We start from the raw sequence: 18,053 nt of genomic DNA on the forward strand, positions 1-18,053 counted from the left end.
AAGCGGGGGGGAACTCGGCAATTTACCGCAGAAGATCGGCGGAAAATTGCTAGGTTTCAACTGTTTAGATTGGCGTGCAACCTTTGCGCAGGGCGCGTGGTTATCGTGAATCGAGCCAGCGCTTTTGGGCAGCGAGACCCTCAGCGGTCATGGGTTTCGCGTCGGAGATTTGTGGCCCCGGGGCGGCGATGCGGCTGGCGTGGAAGACCTGCTCTGCCAGTTTTTCAACAACCGCCTCTTCATATCCGGCAGCGATACAGTCGGCAGGGGGGACCTTATCCTCCAGCAGCAGTTTCAGAAGGGAGTCGATGTCGGGCGCGTCCGGGGTTGCGGACAGGATGTCGGAGGGCATCACCGCGCCCGCCGGGCCGTTCATCCACGCGCGGTGCTGCCGGTTCCGCCACTGGCAGAGCGTGAGTACCTCACTCTCATAGAGGTCACTGATCGGCGCAAGGCCGCCTTGTTGCGCGGAAGGGCGGCCCAGTGCCGCATCGGTCTTGCTCGCGTTGCTGAGTGCCATCGCGCCAAGATCATCGCCGAGGGTCTGGAGCAGAAGCCTCCGCACCCCATCGGTCAAAGCTAAACCGCCCTGTGCCTCTGCACCCTTCAATGCGCCGAGCGTCTCGCCCAGCTGACTTTGAAGCGTGGCGAGCGGTGCGACGTCCAAGGTGCAGCCAAGCTGCGCGGCGGTGAACTCGGCATGCCCCCGCGCGGCATCGGGTGTTTCCGGGCCGGGAAGGAAGACACAGCGCAGCTGCGCCGGCCCCATCGCGTCAGCGGCGAGCGCGGCCACCAGCGCCGAACCGGCGTCGCCTTCAAGCCCCAGCAGCATGTTGCTCTGCCCGCTTTTGCGCAGGTGATCGCGCAGGCCCAGCACGAGCGCGCGGTAGTCTTTTTCGGTCGCATCGGTCTGCGCCGCGATCTCGCCCGGCAGCACATGCCAGCCCTCAGCGCCGCGGGCGAGGTCGATATGGGCCACGGCGGTCTCAAAGGCGGGGAGCTGCCGGGCCAGATGTCCGCCGGGGTTCAGCGCAAAGGAGGCACCATCGCAGACTTCGCGCCCCTCCGCGCCGATCTGGTTGAGGTAGATCAGCGGCAGCCCGGTTTCGATCACCCGCGCGACAGTGTGGTTGAACCGCAGGTCCAATATGCCCCGGCGGTAGGGGGCGGCATGGGGGGACAGCAGAACCTCAGCGCCGGTTTCTTCCAGCGTCTCGGCCACATCGGCATCTGCGATATCCGCGCCGATCGGGCTGCCGAGCCGCAGCCCTGCCACCACATAGGGGCCCGAGATCGGCCCCGCGTCGAAGAGCGCGGCTTCCTCCGCGGCAAGCCGGTGTTTCAGCACCCGCTGGGTGATCCGCCCCTCTTCGAGGATCAGATAGGCGTTATAAAGCCTGTCACCCTCCTGCCAGGGCGCGCCGATGCCAAGCGCAGGTCCGTCCGCACAGGCCCGCGCGAGGGTTTCAAGCTGCGCTTGGGCATCGCGCAGAAAGGCGGGGCTGCGCAGCAGATCGCCCACTGCACCGGTCAGAAACAACTCGGGCAGCGCCACCATCTGCGCCTGCGCGGCGCGTCCCGCCTCCCAAGCCTGCCGCGCCAGCGCGGCATTGCCCGACAGATCGCCAGCGGTGGGGTTCATCTGCCCCAATGTGAGACGAAAACGGTCTGTCATGCTTCAGGCTCCGGCTTGAGATAGGCTTCCCGCGATGTAGCAGATCGCGGCAGCGGCGAAACCCCCGGGCCCGGCCGGACGGGGGGCTGTGGCAAGGCGGATCGGCTGAATCCGGCATGCGCCGCCTGCAAAGCCGTTGCCTCTGGCTCGCATCACCCTTAACCTCTTGCGGAACTGACGTTTAACGAGATCGGGAAGTACCGCCCATGTTGCACCGCAGCCTGTCCATCTGTCTGATCGCCTTTCTGGCCGCGCCGCTCTGGGCGCAGGATGGGCAGGTGCTGACCAAGGAATATGACGACGGGGGCATCTATGAAGGCACCTTTCAGGGCGGTCTTCAGCATGGCACCGGCACCTATAAGCTGCCCAATGGCTATGAATATTCCGGCGAATGGGTCGAGGGCGAGATCAAGGGCGAAGGCGTGGCGCGTTTCCCCAATGGCTCGGTCTATGAGGGCAATTTCGCCAAGGGCAAGCCGGACGGTCTGGGCAAGATCACCTTTGCCGATGGCGGCACCTATGAGGGCGAATGGGAAGCCGGTGCGATCATGGGGCAGGGGGTTGCGACCTATGCCAATGGCGTGCGCTATGAGGGCGGCTTTCGCAACGCCAAACACCACGGCAAGGGCGTGATGCAAAGCCCCGGCGGCTATGAATACAAGGGCGACTGGGTTGATGGCGTCAAACAGGGCGTTGGCACGATCACCTATCCAGACGGTGCGGTCTATGAAGGCGAGATCGAAGCCGGCAAGCGCAGCGGCGAAGGCACGCTGACCATGCCGGATGGGTTGGTCTATGTCGGTAAGTGGAAAGACGGCCAGATCGATGGCACCGGCAGGCTCACCCAGCCCAATGGTGATGTCTACGAAGGCACGCTGGTCGCGGGCCGTCGCGAGGGCAAGGGCAAGGTCACCTATGAAAACGGTGACACCTATGAAGGCGATTTCAAGGATGACCGCCGCGACGGGCAGGGCACTTTCACCGGCACCGACGGCTATGTCTATACCGGCTCCTGGGTTGCGGGGCAGATCGAGGGCGAGGGTCAGGTGACCTACCCCGATGGCTCGGTCTATGTCGGCACCTTCCGCGATGATCTGGCGGATGGCACCGGCAAGATCACCTATCCCGACGGCTCTACCTATGAGGGCGAATGGGTCGCCGGGGTGATCGAAGGGGAGGGCGTCGCGACCTATACCAATGGCGTGGTCTATGAGGGCGAGTTCAAGGACGCCCGCAACCATGGCCAAGGGGTGATGACCTATGCCGATGGCTACCGCTATGAGGGCGGCTGGAAAGACGGCCAGCGCCACGGGCAGGGCAAGGCGACCTATCCCGATGGCACGGTCTATGAGGGCGAGTTCCGCGACGGGCAGCGGCATGGGCAGGGTAAGATCACCATGGCCAGCGGCTTTGTCTATGAGGGCGAATGGACCGAGGGGGAGATCGAGGGGCAGGGCGTGGCGACCTATGCCAATGGCGATGTCTATGAGGGCACCTTCAGGGCCGGCAAACGTCAAGGCACCGGCACCATGCGCTATGCCAGCGGCGAGGAAGCCTCGGGCGATTGGCAGAATGGCGCGCTGAGTGACGGTACGGCGGAAGCGGTGGAAAGCGAGACCGAGGCCGAGACGCCCGCCGAGCCATTGCCTGCAGATGAAGCCCCTGCTGACGCAGAAACCCCCGAAGCGGCGGCGCCAACCGAAGATGTGACGGCTGAGGAAACCCCACCGCCCAGCACTGCCGCCGACGGCGGTTGACCCCCTTGTCCGGGGCGGCGGCGAGCGCGGTGGCGGCTTTCCTGGAGCAGGTCACCCCTGAACGGCGGTTTCACGAAGCGGCAAAGCTTGATCAGCTGTTTCAGCAGGTTACCGGCTTCGCCCCCCGGCTCTACTCCGGCGGCATCCTTGGCTACGGGACCTATGACTACACCTATGCCTCGGGCCATTCCGGCACCTCGCTTGCCACCGGCTTTGCCCCGCGCAAGGCGAAACTGTCGATCTATATCATGCCGGGATATGCGGATTTCTCTGCGATCCTGTCCCGTTTGGGCAAACACCGGATCGGCAAGTCCTGCCTCTATCTGAACAAGCTGGCCGATGCCGACCTCGATGTTCTGGCCGAGCTTATCCGGGCAGGGCTGGCCAATCTGCAAGACCGCTGGCCCGTCCAGCCGACGTGAACCGCCGGGGGCCCACGCCCCGCCTTTACTGGACAACGCCCGCGCCCTGTGGCAAGCCGCGCGCAACAGGAGTACGCCAGATGTCCAACCCCACCGTCACCCGTTTCGCCCCGTCCCCCACTGGCTATATCCACGTGGGCAACCTGCGCACCGCGCTGATGAACTACCTCATCGCGCGCAAGGCGGGCGGCACTTTCATCCTGCGCATCGACGACACCGATCCCGAGCGCAGCAAGGAAGAATATGTCGACGGGATCAAGCAGGACCTCGAATGGCTGGGGCTGGAATGGGACCGGGTTGAGCGCCAGTCCGAGCGGCTGGACCGCTACCACGCCGCCGCCGATGATCTGCGCGCAAAGGGCCGGTTTTACGAGGCCTTTGAGACCCCGACGGAACTGGACCTCAAACGCAAGAAACAGCTCAACATGGGCAAGCCGCCGGTCTATGACCGCGCGGCGCTGAACCTTTCCGACGATGAAAAAGCTGCCCTGCGCGCCGAACGCGGCGACGGGGTCTGGCGCTTCAAGCTGGAGCATGCGCGGATCGAATGGGACGACGGTATCCTTGGCGATATCTCGATCGACGCGGCCTCGGTCAGTGACCCGGTGCTCATTCGCGGCGACGGGCAGATCCTCTATACGCTGGCGAGCGTGGTGGACGACACCGAGATGGGCGTGACCCATGTGGTGCGCGGCTCGGACCATGTGACCAACACCGCCACGCAGATCCAGATCATGGAGGCGCTTGGCAATGGTGCGGTGCCGTCCTTTGCGCATCACTCGCTGCTGACCGGCCCGCAGGGCGAGGCGCTGAGCAAACGGCTCGGCACGCTGGCGCTGCGCGATCTGCGCGAACAGGGGGTGCAGCCTTTCGCGCTGTTGAGCCTGATGGCGCGGTTGGGTTCCTCGGACCCGGTGGAGCTGCGCAGCGATATGGCGGCGCTGATCGAGGGGTTTGACATCAACCGCTTCGGCTCGGCCCCGACGAAGTTTGACGTGCAAGACCTCTTCCCGCTGACCGGGCGCTATTTGCAGCAGCTGCCGCTTGAGGCGGTGAAGGACGACGTCACCGCCCTTGGGGTGCCAGAGGAGAAGGCCGCGCAGTTCTGGGCGGTGACGCGCGAGAATATCTCGACCCTGAAAGATCTTGGCGCCTGGTGGGCGATGTTCCGCGATGGCGCCGAACCGGTCATCGCCGAGGAAGACCGCGAGTTTGTGGCGCAGGCGATGCTGCTGCTGCCCGAGATGCCTTTTGATGAGAACACCTGGAGCGCTTGGACCGCGCAGGTCAAGGAGGCCACCGGGCGCAAGGGGCGCGGCCTGTTCCGGCCGTTGCGTCTGGCGCTGACCGGGCAGGAGCACGGGCCGGAGATGGCGCAGGTCATGCCCCTGCTGCAAAACATCAAGGCCCGCGGCTAGATCAGGGCGTTGGAACCGGGGGCGCTGCCCCCGGACCCCCGCGGGTATTTTTAAAAGAATGAAGAAGAGGGCGCTGTCGCCTGCGGGCAGGCTGTGCCATTGCGCAGCCTGTTGTTTCGGTGTGATGTAGGGCCGGGGATCATCGGGAGGCGGCGGATGGCAGCGGGTGCGCGGGCGACATTTCTGACGGGCAATCTGTTTCGCCATGTGACGGTGATGTCGCTGACCTCCTCGGTCGGGCTGATGGCGGTGTTTCTGGTCGATTTCGTCGATATGATCTTCATCGCCATGCTGGGCAAATCGGAACTGGCGGCGGCCGTGGGCTATGCCGGGGCGATCTTGTTTTTCACCACCTCTTTCGGCATCGGGCTCAGCATTGCCGCGGGGGCGCTGGTGGCGCGGGCGCTTGGGCAGGGGGATGACGCGCTGGCGCGGGAGCGGACCACCCATGCGCTGAGCTATGGCGCGGTCTTTGGGCTGCTGTTTTCGGGGGCGATCTGGTGGGCGCTGCCGCTCTTGGTGGGGCTCTTGGGGGCCACGGGGGAGACGGCGCAGCAGGCGGTGTTGTTCTTGCAGATCGTCGTGCCCTCGGTGCCGTTTCTGATCCTTGGGATGATGGGCGGGGCGGTGCTGCGCGCGCATGGGGATGCGCGGCGGGCGATGTTCGCCACGATCTCGGGCGGGGTGGTGAATGCGCTGCTCGACCCGATCCTGATCTTTGGGCTGGATCTGGAGCTGACCGGGGCGGCGATTGCCTCGTCGATCGCGCGGGTGGTGATCGCGGGCATGGCGATGTGGCCGCTGTTTCGCCACCACGGCGGGGTGGCCGCCCCCCGTTTGGCGGGGATGGCCCGGGATCTTGGGCCGGTGCTGTCGATCGCCTTTCCGGCCATTCTTGCGCAGATCGCCACGCCGGTGGGGCAGGCCTATGTCACCCGCGCCATGGCGGGCTATGGCGAGGCGGCGGTGGCGGGCATGGCGATTGTGACGCGGATGATGCCGGTCGCCTTTGGCGTGATCTTTGCGCTCTCGGGCTCCGTGGGGCCGATCATCGGGCAGAACTTTGGTGCGGGGGATCTGCACCGGGTGCGGCGCGGCTTTGACGCGGCGGTGGTCTTTGTCGCCGTGGTGATCGTGGTGGTTTCCACGGCGCTTTATTTCATGCGCGACATGATTGCCGCCCTGTTCGAGGCCGAAGGCATTACGCGGGAATTGATCTATCTTTTCTGCGGGCCGCTGGCGCTGGCGTTTTTCTTTCCCGGGGTGATGTTTGTGGCCAATGCCACTTTCAACAACATGGGGCGGCCCTTCCTATCGACCTTTACCAATTGGGGGCGCAATGCGGTGGCGCTGATCCCGCTCGTCTGGCTTGGCTCGCTGCTGTTTGGCGCCCCCGGCGTCTTGATCGGGCAATTTGCCGCCGGGGTGGTCTTTGGCGTGGTGGCCTGGGTGCTGGCCCGGCGCACGATTGCGCGCGGCGGCAGACCCGGCGCGCGGTCAGAAATTTTTGGCCGCGAAGGTCGCCTCATGGCGCTGTTTCACGCGCGCCGATAGGCGTTTCACATGGTGGTCGACCACGGCGGTTTCCTCGGCCGTCAGCGTCTGGTGGCGGGGGTAGAGCGGGGCTTTGCGGTCGTCCAGAATGGGCGTGTCCCAGCCGTCGGTGGTGTCAAAGAAGCGCGCCGCGCCATCGGTGCCGAATTCGCGCAGGAAACCTTGAATCACCACGTCGAGATAGCTCAGCAGGATCACATGATCGCCGCTGTCCACCGTGCTCTCGGCAGGTATCGCGTAATGGGCGATGTCGGGGGCGGGGACCAGATCATGCACAACCGCGCCGCCAGAGGCGTGACGCGCATAGCCGTATTCGCGCTGGTCCAGCGCCGCCCAATCTGCCCCCGGCACGGCGGCGATCAGACCGTCGATACGGGTGGCCGGGTCCTGCACGACGGAGAGATAGACGATATCGCGCCCCTCGGTGCGCACCCATCGCCGCCGCCAGCCGTCAAGCCGCGCGGGCCGGGCGTCGGGGTAGGCATGGGTGTTGCGGTTCACAAGGCTGCCGTAGCCAAAGAAATAGGGGGTCATGCGGGGTGCTTTCCGATTGCCGTCTCGGGCGCAACAAAACATGTGTCGCATCGGCCCACAAGCATGCTTGACGCAGAGGTATGCCGCAGCATACGAAAGGGCCAATCGTCACGGGAGAATCGGGTCACACCGATGCCGAAGGAGCAACCGCCCCGGAAACTCTCAGGCCCCAGGACCGTGACGTGACCAAGACTCTGGAGAGAGGCGCGGATGCGCACGCCGAAGGGATAACGATCTCAGGCGGAAGGACAGAGGGGGCATCATGCGCGGCGGTAGCGGCGCTAAGGTGCCGGCGTGGTCAAAAGGTCATCCGGAAGCGACAGGAAAGGCGAACCGGATGAGCGATCTCAAGCAGACGGCATTGCATGATTTACATGTGGAACTGGGGGCCAAGATGGTGCCCTTTGCGGGCTATTCCATGCCCGTGCAATACCCCCTTGGGGTGATGAAGGAACATCTGCACAGCCGCGCCGCCGCCGGGCTCTTTGATGTGAGCCATATGGGGCAGGTCGTGGTGCGTGCAAAATCGGGCAGCTATGAGGATGCCGCTCTGGCGCTGGAGCGGTTGGTGCCAGTCGATGTGCTGGGTCTGGGCAAGATGCGCCAGCGCTATGCGATGTTTACCGATACCACGGGCGGCATTCTGGATGATCTGATGCTGGCCAATATGGGCGATCATATCTTCGTCGTGGTCAATGCGGGCTGCAAGGATGACGACATCGCGCTGATGAAAGAGGCGCTGTCGGACAGCTGCGAGATTGACGTGCTCGACGATCGCGCGCTTTTGGCGTTGCAGGGGCCGCAGGCCGAAGCCGTGCTGGCGCAGCTGCAGCCTTCGGTGGCCGATATGACATTCATGGATGTGGCGCAGGACGTCGATCTTGACGGGGTCAAAGCCACGATTTCGCGCTCGGGCTATACCGGCGAGGATGGCTATGAGATCTCGGTCGCCAATGTGGATGCCGAGGCGCTGGCGCGCCGGTTGCTGGCGCTGGACGGGGTAGCGCCGATTGGTCTGGGCGCGCGCGACAGTCTGCGGCTTGAAAGCGGGCTCTGCCTTTATGGCCACGACATTGACACCACCACCACCCCGGTGGAGGCCGGGTTGAACTGGGCGATCCAGAAGGTGCGCCGCAATGACGGCGAGCGCGCTGGCGGTTTTCCGGGCGCGGGGGTGATCTTGCAACAGCTGGCCGATGGCGCGCCGCGCAAACGGGTCGGGCTGCGCCCCGAGGGCCGCGCGCCGATGCGCGAAGGCGTGGCGCTTTTCGATGCGGCCGAGGGCGGCAATGAGGTGGGCAAAGTGACCTCCGGCGGCTTTGGCCCGACGGTTGGCGGCCCGGTTGCCATGGGCTATGTCACCGCCGAGCATGCGAAGGTCGACACTCCGCTCTGGGGCGAGGTGCGCGGCAAGCGCCTGCCACTGACTGTCACGAAAATGCCGTTCGTCGCGGCGAACTTCAAACGCTGAACCTACACAGGGATTACTGAGATGAAATTTACCGAAGAACATGAATGGCTGCGCGTCGAGGGTGACGAAGTGGTCGTGGGCATCACCACACATGCCGCCGAGCAGCTGGGCGATGTGGTTTTCGTGGAACTGCCCGAGGAGGGCACCACCGTCAGCAAGGATGACGAAGTGGTCGTGATCGAATCCGTCAAGGCGGCGTCGGATATTCTGGCCCCGATCGACGGCGAGATCACCGAGGTGAACAGCACGCTGACCGACAACCCCAGCATGGTCAATGATGACCCGCAGGGCGAGGCGTGGTTCTTCAAGCTGAAGTTCACCGACGCCAGCCAGATGGACGACTTCATGGACGAAGCCACCTACCAGAAATTCATCGGCTGAACGGCCCCGGTGTTGGCGCGCCCGACACCGCGAACGGATCACTTGCGTCGCCCCCCTGGGCGGCGCGTCTAAACAAGGGGGCGCCGCTGCCGCGCCGTGACGAGGAACCCGACATGAGCTTCAAGCCCACCGATTATTTGCCCTATGATTTCGCCAACCGGCGTCACATCGGCCCGTCCCCTTCCGAGATGTCGCAGATGCTTGGCACTGTCGGCGCGGAAAGCCTTGATGCGCTGATCGACGACACGATGCCCAAGGCGATCCGCGCCAAGGAGCCGCTCGATTTCGGCAAGGCGATGAGTGAGCGCGAAGTGCTGGAGCATATGCGCAGCATCGCGGGCAAGAACAAGGTGCTCACCAGCCTCATCGGTCAGGGCTATCACGGCACGGTCACGCCGCCGGCGATCCAGCGCAACATCCTCGAAAACCCCGCGTGGTACACCGCCTATACGCCCTACCAGCCCGAGATTTCGCAGGGCCGTCTTGAGGCGTTGCTGAACTTCCAGACCATGGTCAGCGACCTCACCGGGCTCGAAATTGCCAATGCCTCGCTGCTGGATGAGGCCACCGCCTGTGCCGAGGCGATGACCATGGCGCTGCGCGGCGCGAAGTCGAAAGCCAAGGCGTTCTTTGTCGACCGCGATTGCCACCCGCAGAACATCGCCGTGATGAAGACCCGTGCCGCGCCTCTGGGCATTGAGGTGATCGTCGGCGACCCCGACAAGATGGAGGCCGATAAGGTCTTTGGCGCGATCTTCCAATACCCCGGCACCTATGGCCATGTGCGCGATTTCACCGATCATATGACCGCGCTGCACGAGGCCAAGGCCATTGGCATCGTCACCGCCGACCCGCTGGCGCTGACCCTGCTGAAAGAGCCGGGCGCGATGGGGGCGGATATTGCCGTGGGCAGCACCCAGCGGTTCGGCGTGCCGGAAGGCTACGGCGGCCCCCACGCCGCCTATATGGCCTGCCGGGATGCGCTGAAGCGGACCATGCCGGGGCGGATCGTGGGCGTGTCGATCGACACCCGAGGCAATCGCGCCTACCGGCTCAGCCTGCAGACCCGCGAGCAGCATATCCGGCGGGAGAAGGCGACCTCCAACGTCTGCACCGCGCAGGCGCTCTTGGCCGTGATGGCCTCGATGTATGCGGTGTTCCATGGGCCGGAGGGGCTGAAAGCCATCGCGCAGCGCATCCACCGCAAGACCGTGCGTCTGGCGAAAGGGCTGGAAGCGGCAGGCTTTAAGGTCGATCCGAAAGCCTATTTCGACACGATCACCGTCGATGTTGGCCCCTTGCAGGCCGCGGTGATGAAATCCGCGGTGGACGAGGGCATCAACCTGCGCCGCGTGGGGGAAACCCGGGTCGGGATCTCGCTGGATGAACGCACCCGCCCCGACACGATCGAGGCGGTCTGGCGTGCCTTTGGCATCCGTCAGGCCGATGATGATTTCACGCCCGAGTACCGTCTGCCCGATGCGATGGTGCGGACGAGCGAATATCTGACTCACCCGATCTTCCACATGAACCGGGCCGAGACCGAGATGATGCGCTACATGCGCCGCCTGGCCGACCGTGATCTGGCGCTGGACCGGGCGATGATCCCGCTTGGCTCGTGCACCATGAAGCTGAACTCGGCGGCGGAGATGATGCCGGTGACATGGCGGGAGTTCTCGCTCATCCATCCCTTCGTGCCCGCCGATCAGGCGCTTGGCTACAAGGAGATGATCGACGATCTCAGCGACAAACTCTGCGAGATCACCGGCTATGACGCGATTTCCATGCAGCCGAACTCCGGCGCGCAGGGGGAATATGCGGGTCTGCTCTCCATCGCCGCTTATCACCGCAAGCAGGGGGAGGGGCATCGCAACATCTGCCTGATCCCAATGAGTGCCCATGGCACCAACCCGGCCTCGGCCCAGATGGTCGGCTGGAAGGTCGTGGTGATCAAGACCGCCGCCAATGGCGACATCGACCTCGATGACTTCCGCGCCAAGGCCGAGCAGCACAGCGAGAACCTCGCCGGTTGCATGATCACCTATCCCTCGACCCACGGCGTGTTTGAGGAAACCGTGCATGAGGTCACCAAGATCACCCATGACCACGGCGGACAGGTCTATATCGACGGCGCCAATATGAACGCCATGGTGGGGCTCTCGCGCCCCGGCGATCTGGGCGGCGATGTGAGCCACCTCAACCTGCACAAGACCTTCTGCATCCCGCATGGCGGCGGCGGCCCCGGCATGGGGCCGATCGGGGTGAAAGCGCATCTGATCCCGCATCTGCCGGGCCACCCGAATGAAGAAGGCGCGGCGGTTTCGGCGGCGCCCTATGGCTCGCCGTCGCTGCTGCCGATTTCCTGGTCCTACTGCCTGATGATGGGCGGCGACGGGCTGACGCAGGCCACAAGGGTCGCAATCCTCAACGCCAACTATATCGCCAAGCGGCTCGAAGGGGCTTATGACGTGCTTTACAAAGGCCCCACGGGCCGGGTGGCGCATGAGTGTATCATCGACGTGCGCCCCTATGAGGAGAGCGCAGGGGTGACCAACGAAGATGTCGCCAAACGTCTGGTCGACTGCGGTTTCCACGCGCCGACGATGTCCTGGCCGGTGGCCGGCACGCTGATGGTGGAGCCGACGGAGAGCGAGACCAAGGCCGAGCTCGACCGGTTCTGCGATGCGATGCTGGCGATCCGCGAAGAGATCCGCGAGATCGAAGAGGGCCGCATGGACCGCGCCAACAACCCGCTCAAGAACGCGCCGCATACGGTGGAGGATCTGGTGGTGGAATGGGGCGACCGGCCCTATAGCCGCGAGCAGGGCTGCTTCCCGCCCGGGGCCTTCCGGGTCGACAAATACTGGCCGCCGGTCAACCGCGTCGACAACGTGCATGGCGACCGCAACCTGATCTGCACCTGCCCGCCGCTGGAAGACTACGCCGAAGCGGCGGAATAATCAGACCATAAAGACAGCCAAAGGGCGCGGGATCATTCCTGCGCCCTTAGCATATCCGCAGGCCGCGCGTTCAAGGCCTTCAGCGCAAAGCCCAAGCCCGCCAGCACCGTCGCCAGCACCCCGCCTGCGATGATCATCAGCGCATTGGGCCAGACCACGGCGAAATCGGTTTCCATGATATAATGACTCACCGCCCAGCCCCCGGTGATCCCCGCCAGCAGCGCCACGGCCCCGGCGAAAAGGCCAAGCAGGCCGGCGCGCAGCACAAAGCTGGTGGCAATGGCCCGGCGCGATGCGCCCATGGTCTTGAGCAAGGCCGCCTCATAGCTTCGCGCCCCGGTGCCAGCGGCCGCCGCGCCGATCAGCACCATGAAACCGGTCACCAGCGTCGCCAGCGCCCCCACCGAAATCGCAGAGGCCAGCCCCCTGAGCACCGCCGCCACGCGGTCAATGGCATCGCGGACCCGGATCGCGGTGATATTGGGGTAGGTCTCCGCCAGATCACGCAGGATCGCGGTTTCGGCTGCGGGGTCGGCATAGACGGTGGAGATGAAACTATGCGGCGCGCCCGCCAGCGCGGCGGGGTTCATCGTCAGCACAAAGCCGATCCCGGCGGTGGAGAAATCGACTTCGCGGAAACTGGTGATCTCGCCGGTGATGGCCCGGCCCAGCACATTGATGGTTAGGCTGTCGCCAAGGGCAAGGCCCATCTCCTTGGCTTCCTCGGCGGCAAAGCTGATCTGCGGCGGGCCGTTGTGATCCTCGGCCCACCAGTCGCCTACGGTGATCCGCGTGTCTTCGCCCGGCTGCGCGGCATAGGTGATGCCCCGGTCGCCCCGCACCACCCAGTGATCGCCCGCAACCTGCCGGGCCGGGCGCCCGTTGATCTCGGTCACCACCCCGCGCAGCATCGGGGCGCTTTCGACCCGGCTGACCGCCGCATCGCCGGTCAGACGTTCGGTGAAACCGTCGATCTGATCCTTCTGGATATCGACAAAGAAATAGGACGGCGCCACATCCGGCAGATTGCCCGAGATTGCACGGCGCAGGTTGCCGTCGATCTGGCCCACCGCGGCCAGAACCGACAGGCCCAGCCCAAGCGCCAGCACCACCGCCGTGGCGCCTTCGCCCGGCCCGCCGATTGCCGCCAGCGCCCACCGCAGGCGCGGGTGTCCGCGCAGACGCTTGGCGGCGGCCCGTGCGAGCAGCCGCAAGAGCGCGGCGGCCAGCGCCAGCAGCGCCAGCGTCGCCGTGAGGCCGCCGAGGGTCCAAAGCGTGAGCGACCATGATCCGTTGAACCAGCCCGCCAGCGCCGGCAAGGCGGCCAGCAGCAGGGCCATGGCCAGAAGGTAAGGCGCAGCGGGCCAGGGCGATTGGCGCTGCCAGTCATCGCGAAACAGGGTCGCGGCGCGCAGATCGGCGCTGCGCGCCAGCGGCCAAAGGGTGAAGAGCGCGGCAGTGAGCAGACCGTAAAGCGCGGCCTCGGCCAAAGGGGCCGGGTAGAGGGAGAAACGGGCGGGCAGAGGCAGGCTTGCCTCGATCAGGGGCGACAGCAGCAGCGGCAGCCCGGCGCCGAGCATGAGGCCAAGCGCCACGCCCATCACGGCCAAGACACCGACCTGAATGAAATAGGTTTGAAAGATCGTCGCCCGTGTCGCCCCCATGGCGCGGAAGGTGGCGATGACAGAGGTCTTGCGTTGCAGATAGGCCCGCACCGCCGCCGCCACGCCGACACCGCCGACGGCGAGACCCGAAAGCCCCACCAGCACCAGAAAGGCGCTGAGCCGTTCGACAAATCGCGCCACGCCGGGCGCGCCGTTGCGGGCGTCGGTCCAGCGCATCCCGGCCTCGGCAAAGCGCTGTCTGGCCTCGGCCTCCAAAGGCGCGAGCGGGGTGCCATCCGGCAGGTCGAGCCGGTATTTGCTGTTGAACAGCGTCCCGGCGGACAGCAGGCCGGAGCCGTCGAGCGCGCGGCGCAGGACCAGCGTGCGGGGGCCGAGCGAAAAGCCACTGGCCGCCGAATCCGGTTCGCGGATGATGCGCGCGCTCAGGCGGAACTCGGCCTCTCCGAGCGCGAAAACATCGCCAGGGGCGAGGCCAAGCCGATCTGTGAGCGCCCGTTCCATCACCGCGCCCGCGACCCCGTCCACGGGGGCGAGGGCGCGGTCGAGCGGCATGGGAGGGTCGAGCGCCATCTGACCGATCAGCGGGTAGAGGTCATCGACCGCCTTGACCTGCGTCAGCGCCCGCTCGGAGGTAGCGCCATTGCCGACCACGGCCATGGAGCGGAATTCGACGATCTCGGACACCCGCTCGGCCCGCGCGGCCATCCAGTCGCGTTCCTCTGCGCTGGCGAAACGATAGGTGAAATCAAGCTCCGCGTCGCCGCCCAGAAGCGCTGCGCCTTCGGCTTCCAACCCCGCCTCGATCGCGGCGCGGACCGAGCCGACGGCGGCCAGAGCGGCCACGCCAAGGGCAAGACAGGCCAGCAGCAGGCGAAAACCGCGCAGCCCCCCGCGCATTTCCCGGCGGGCGAAACGGGCCGCAAGGCGCAGGCTCATGCCAGACGCCCGTCGCGCAGTTCCGCCACCCGGTCGCAGCGCGCGGCCAGATCATCGGCATGGGTGACCAAGACCAGCGTCGCCCCATGGCGGTCGCGCAACTCGAACAGCAGGTCCATGATCGCGGCCCCGTTGCGGCTGTCGAGACTGCCGGTCGGCTCATCCGCCAAGAGGATCGCCGGGCGCGGCGCGGCGGCCCGGGCCAGCGCCACACGTTGCTGTTCGCCGCCCGACATCTGCGCGGGATATTGGTTGATCCGGTGGCCCAGCCCCACGGCCTCCAACTCGACCCGCGCGCGGTCAAAGGCATCTTCGGCCCCTGCAAGCTCCAGCGGGGTGGCGACATTCTCCAACGCGGTCATGGTGGGGATGAGGTGGAAGGATTGAAAGACAATCCCCATCCGCCCCTGCCGAAACCGCGCCAGCCCATCCTCGCGCAATGCGCTGAGATCATGGCCAAGCGCCATCACCTGACCGCCCGTCGCCCGTTCCAACCCGCCCATGACCATGAGCAGGGAGGATTTGCCCGACCCCGAGGCCCCGGTCAGCGCGATACTCTCGCCCTGCTGGACCTCTAGCGAAATGCCGCGCAGAATATCGACGATCCCGGCATTGCCCTTGAGGCTCAGCGTGACATCTTGAAGATCATAGACAGGGTCGCTCATCGGGCCGCCTTTGTTCTGGGTATCAGTTGGATATGGAGGTCCGTGGAGGATGCGCAAGGTATTGATCTGTTTTGCCTTTGTTTTAGGCAGCACCGCTCAGGCCGAAGAGGTGGTGATCGCGGCTCTGGGCGACAGTCTGACCCAGGGCTACGGTCTGCCTGCCGAAGAGGGGTTCGTGCCGCAATTGCAGGGATGGCTGGACGCCGAAGGGGTCGAGGCGAGGATCGTTAACGCGGGCGTCTCGGGCGATACGACCGCAGGCGGCCTCGCCCGGGTCGATTGGACGCTGACGCCCGAGGTTGATGCGATGATCGTGACTTTGGGCGGCAATGACATGCTGCGCGGGCTCGACCCGGCACAGGCGCGGCGCAACATCGACGGGATTCTGGCCGCCGCACAACAGGCCGAGGTGGAGGTGCTGCTGGTCGGCATGTCCGCGCCGGGGAACTATGGCGCCGCTTATCAGGCGCAGTTTGAAGCGCTCTATCCGGATTTGGCAGAAGAGTATGACACGCTGTTTTACCCCGATTTCTTTACCGGGTTGCTGGCCGCAGAACAGGGCAGCGCCGCGGCGCGCAGCGAGACCATTCGCCGCTATTTTCAGGGCGACGGCATCCACCCCAATGCCGAAGGCGTGGCGCTGATCGTGCAAGACATCGGCCCGGCGGTTGCGCAATTGGCCGAACGGGCCGCGCAAGAGTAACCCCCCAGAAACGAAAACGGACGCCGCAGCGTCCGTTTCAAACCTATGATGCGGCCAGTTCAGGCCAGCGCGATGTTGCTCGCACTCTCGCGGCCATCGCGGCCGGCTTCCACATCGAATGTCACTTTCTGATTGTCGGCCAGACCGGTCAGCCCGGCACGCTCTACCGCAGAAATATGGACAAAGATGTCCTTGCCGCCGCTGTCCGGCGCGATGAAGCCGTAGCCTTTAGTCGTGTTGAACCATTTGACGGTGCCAGTAGCCATGACCCGCAGTCTCCCTCTAATTGATCTGCCCGCAACATGCGGCAGCGTGGCTCGGTCGAATTCGTGATCGGTGGAGCCGTAGGGCAGCCGGGTCGATAAGTCTTCGCGTCGCATCTTCGATATTGGAATCCCTATTTTTAAAATCAAGGATTTTTCGCGCCTATGGGCCAACCGGCAAGGATACGCGCATGAAATTTCGTGATTTTGTCACAAAAGGGGCGGGGGAAGCACCATTCAGCCCATCCACATTCCCAAAAATTTACCAGTTGATAAAAAAATGATTCCGTGTGAGCATTTTCAAAACAGCAAGAAACAACAGGGATTTTGATATGGCACGTGATGTCTTTGAGCCGGGAATCGTACCCGGGCGGCTGGCCCCGCAGAACTACGATGAAGGGTTTTCGGACCTGCATCCGCCGCTTGATGAACATGAGGCGCTGGTCGCGGCGGACCGCTGCTACTTCTGCCACGATGCGCCTTGCATGACGGCCTGTCCGACGGATATCGACATTCCGCTGTTCATCCGCCAGATCGCCACCGGCACCCCCGATGCGGCGGCCAAGACGATCCTGAGCCAGAACATCCTGGGCGGCATGTGCGCGCGGGTCTGCCCGACGGAGACGCTTTGCGAAGAGGTCTGCGTGCGTGAGGTCGCCGAAGGCAAGCCGGTCTTGATCGGGCAGTTGCAGCGCTATGCCACTGACCATTTGCAGGCCCAAGGGCTGCATCCCTTTGAGCGCGCCGCGCCCACGGGCAAGCGCGTGGCCGTCGTCGGCGCGGGGCCGGCGGGGCTGTCCTGTGCGCATCGTTTGGCCATGCTGGGCCATGACGTCGACATCCTTGATGCGCGGCCCAAGCCCGGGGGGCTGAATGAATATGGCATCGCGGCCTATAAGACGCCCAATGGTTTCGCGCAGGCCGAGGTCGATTGGCTGATGAAGATCGGCGGCATCAACTTCCGTCACGAAATGGCCGTGGGCCGCGACGTGACCCTGCAGGAGCTAAAGGACGACTATGACGCGGTGTTTCTCGGCATGGGGCTGGTGGGCGTGAATGCGCTTGGCGCCGAAGGCGAGGACAAGGCCGGGGTCGCCAATGCGGTCGATTTCATCGCCGAACTGCGCCAGACTGGCGACATGTCCAAACTGCCCATTGGCCGCGATGTGGTGGTGATCGGCGGCGGCATGACGGCGGTGGATGCCGCGGTGCAGGCGAAACTGCTGGGCGCGCTCAATGTGACGCTGGTCTACCGCCGCGGGCGTGACCGGATGAATGCCAGCGTCTTTGAGCAGGACCTCGCGGCCTCCAAAGGCGTGCGGATCGTGACCCATGCGGTGCCGATTGCCGTGCATGGCAATGGTGCAGTGCGCGAGATCGAGTTTGAATATGTCGATGACGCGATGAAAGGCACCGGTCAAACCCTGCGCTTGCAGGCGGATCAGGTGTTCAAGGCCATTGGCCAGACGCTGATGGGCGAGGGGCTGCCCGACCTCGACGGGCGCAAGATCAAGGTCGACGGCACCGGGCGCACCAGCCTCGACGGGGTCTGGGCCGGGGGCGACTGCGCCAGCGGCGGCGATGATCTGACGGTGACCGCCGTGGCCGAGGGCCGCGATGCGGCGATGGACATTCACACCACATTGATGGGGGCGGCGGGCTGAGGCCGCGCCGAGAGGGAGACAAAAC

At 65.0% G+C, this 18,053-nt stretch carries 14 protein-coding genes and 1 riboswitch; of the genes, 9 read left to right on the plus strand and 5 right to left on the minus strand.

Annotated features, from left to right (window positions below; genetic code table 11):
• Positions 1–100: 100 nt before the first annotated feature.
• Positions 101–1,675, minus strand: a complete 1,575-nt coding sequence (locus AB4M76_RS00960; RefSeq protein WP_368439985.1) for a nitrilase-related carbon-nitrogen hydrolase — start codon at positions 1,673–1,675, stop codon at positions 101–103.
• A 206-nt stretch (positions 1,676–1,881) separates the two neighbouring features.
• Here AB4M76_RS00960 and AB4M76_RS00965 point away from each other — a divergent pair, with 206 nt between their 5' ends.
• The 4 genes from AB4M76_RS00965 to AB4M76_RS00980 all read left to right on the plus strand — a co-directional run bounded on the left by AB4M76_RS00965 (position 1,882) and on the right by AB4M76_RS00980 (position 6,826).
• A complete protein-coding gene (locus AB4M76_RS00965) occupies positions 1,882–3,432 on the plus strand; it encodes an MORN repeat-containing protein (RefSeq protein ID WP_368439986.1) in 1,551 nt (516 codons plus the stop codon).
• A gap of 29 nt (positions 3,433–3,461) precedes the next feature.
• A complete protein-coding gene (locus AB4M76_RS00970; RefSeq protein WP_368439987.1) occupies positions 3,462–3,854 on the plus strand; it encodes a DUF1801 domain-containing protein in 393 nt (130 codons plus the stop codon).
• A gap of 80 nt (positions 3,855–3,934) precedes the next feature.
• The gene (gene gltX / locus AB4M76_RS00975) at positions 3,935–5,272 is read left to right on the plus strand and encodes a glutamate--tRNA ligase (protein ID WP_368439988.1); all 1,338 of its coding nucleotides are present in this window, start codon (positions 3,935–3,937) and stop codon (positions 5,270–5,272) included.
• Positions 5,273–5,428: 156 nt separating this feature from the next.
• Complete coding sequence (locus tag AB4M76_RS00980; RefSeq protein WP_368439989.1) at positions 5,429–6,826, plus strand: MATE family efflux transporter; 1,398 nt, start codon at positions 5,429–5,431, stop codon at positions 6,824–6,826.
• On the opposite strand, the gene AB4M76_RS00985 is transcribed toward AB4M76_RS00980, so the two are convergent.
• Entirely contained in the window at positions 6,770–7,360 is a 591-nt protein-coding gene (locus AB4M76_RS00985) for a gamma-glutamylcyclotransferase family protein (RefSeq protein WP_368439990.1), read from the minus strand. The two genes, AB4M76_RS00980 and AB4M76_RS00985, sit on opposite strands and share 57 nt — an antisense overlap.
• A gap of 101 nt (positions 7,361–7,461) precedes the next feature.
• A riboswitch (glycine riboswitch) is annotated at positions 7,462–7,548 on the plus strand.
• A gap of 149 nt (positions 7,549–7,697) precedes the next feature.
• Here AB4M76_RS00985 and gcvT point away from each other — a divergent pair.
• The 3 genes from gcvT (at position 7,698) to gcvP (ending at position 12,172) form a co-directional block, all read left to right on the plus strand.
• The gene (gene gcvT, locus AB4M76_RS00990; RefSeq protein ID WP_368439991.1) at positions 7,698–8,831 is read left to right on the plus strand and encodes a glycine cleavage system aminomethyltransferase GcvT; all 1,134 of its coding nucleotides are present in this window, start codon (positions 7,698–7,700) and stop codon (positions 8,829–8,831) included.
• Positions 8,832–8,852: 21 nt separating this feature from the next.
• Positions 8,853–9,212, plus strand: a complete 360-nt coding sequence (gene gcvH / locus AB4M76_RS00995; RefSeq protein WP_368439992.1) for a glycine cleavage system protein GcvH — start codon at positions 8,853–8,855, stop codon at positions 9,210–9,212.
• Positions 9,213–9,325: 113 nt separating this feature from the next.
• Positions 9,326–12,172 carry an aminomethyl-transferring glycine dehydrogenase gene (gene gcvP / locus AB4M76_RS01000; RefSeq protein WP_368439993.1) on the plus strand — a complete coding sequence of 949 codons (2,847 nt, stop codon included), beginning with the start codon at positions 9,326–9,328 and terminating at the stop codon, positions 12,170–12,172.
• A gap of 32 nt (positions 12,173–12,204) precedes the next feature.
• Here gcvP and AB4M76_RS01005 read toward each other — a convergent pair whose 3' ends face one another.
• Both AB4M76_RS01005 and AB4M76_RS01010 read right to left on the minus strand, forming a co-directional pair.
• Positions 12,205–14,733 carry an ABC transporter permease gene (locus AB4M76_RS01005; protein ID WP_368439994.1) on the minus strand — a complete coding sequence of 843 codons (2,529 nt, stop codon included), beginning with the start codon at positions 14,731–14,733 and terminating at the stop codon, positions 12,205–12,207.
• On the minus strand, positions 14,730–15,398 hold the full coding sequence (locus AB4M76_RS01010) for an ABC transporter ATP-binding protein (RefSeq protein WP_368439995.1): 669 nt from the start codon (positions 15,396–15,398) through the stop codon (positions 14,730–14,732). Before AB4M76_RS01010 ends, AB4M76_RS01005 begins: the two co-directional genes overlap by 4 nt.
• 49 nt (positions 15,399–15,447) lie before the next feature.
• Here AB4M76_RS01010 and AB4M76_RS01015 point away from each other — a divergent pair, with 49 nt between their 5' ends.
• Positions 15,448–16,101 carry an arylesterase gene (locus AB4M76_RS01015; protein ID WP_368439996.1) on the plus strand — a complete coding sequence of 218 codons (654 nt, stop codon included), beginning with the start codon at positions 15,448–15,450 and terminating at the stop codon, positions 16,099–16,101.
• Between the two features lie 59 nt (positions 16,102–16,160).
• Here the strand turns inward: AB4M76_RS01015 and AB4M76_RS01020 are convergent, their stop codons facing one another.
• Positions 16,161–16,367, minus strand: a complete 207-nt coding sequence (locus AB4M76_RS01020; RefSeq protein ID WP_067623368.1) for a cold-shock protein — start codon at positions 16,365–16,367, stop codon at positions 16,161–16,163.
• A 329-nt stretch (positions 16,368–16,696) separates the two neighbouring features.
• Between AB4M76_RS01020 and AB4M76_RS01025 the strand changes: the two genes are divergently transcribed.
• A complete protein-coding gene (locus AB4M76_RS01025; RefSeq protein ID WP_368439997.1) occupies positions 16,697–18,028 on the plus strand; it encodes an NAD(P)-dependent oxidoreductase in 1,332 nt (443 codons plus the stop codon).
• The last annotated feature ends 25 nt before the right edge of the window (positions 18,029–18,053 follow it).

This window comes from Sulfitobacter sp. PS-8MA (assembly GCF_040933935.1).
Taxonomy (GTDB): Bacteria; Pseudomonadota; Alphaproteobacteria; order Rhodobacterales; family Rhodobacteraceae; genus Sulfitobacter.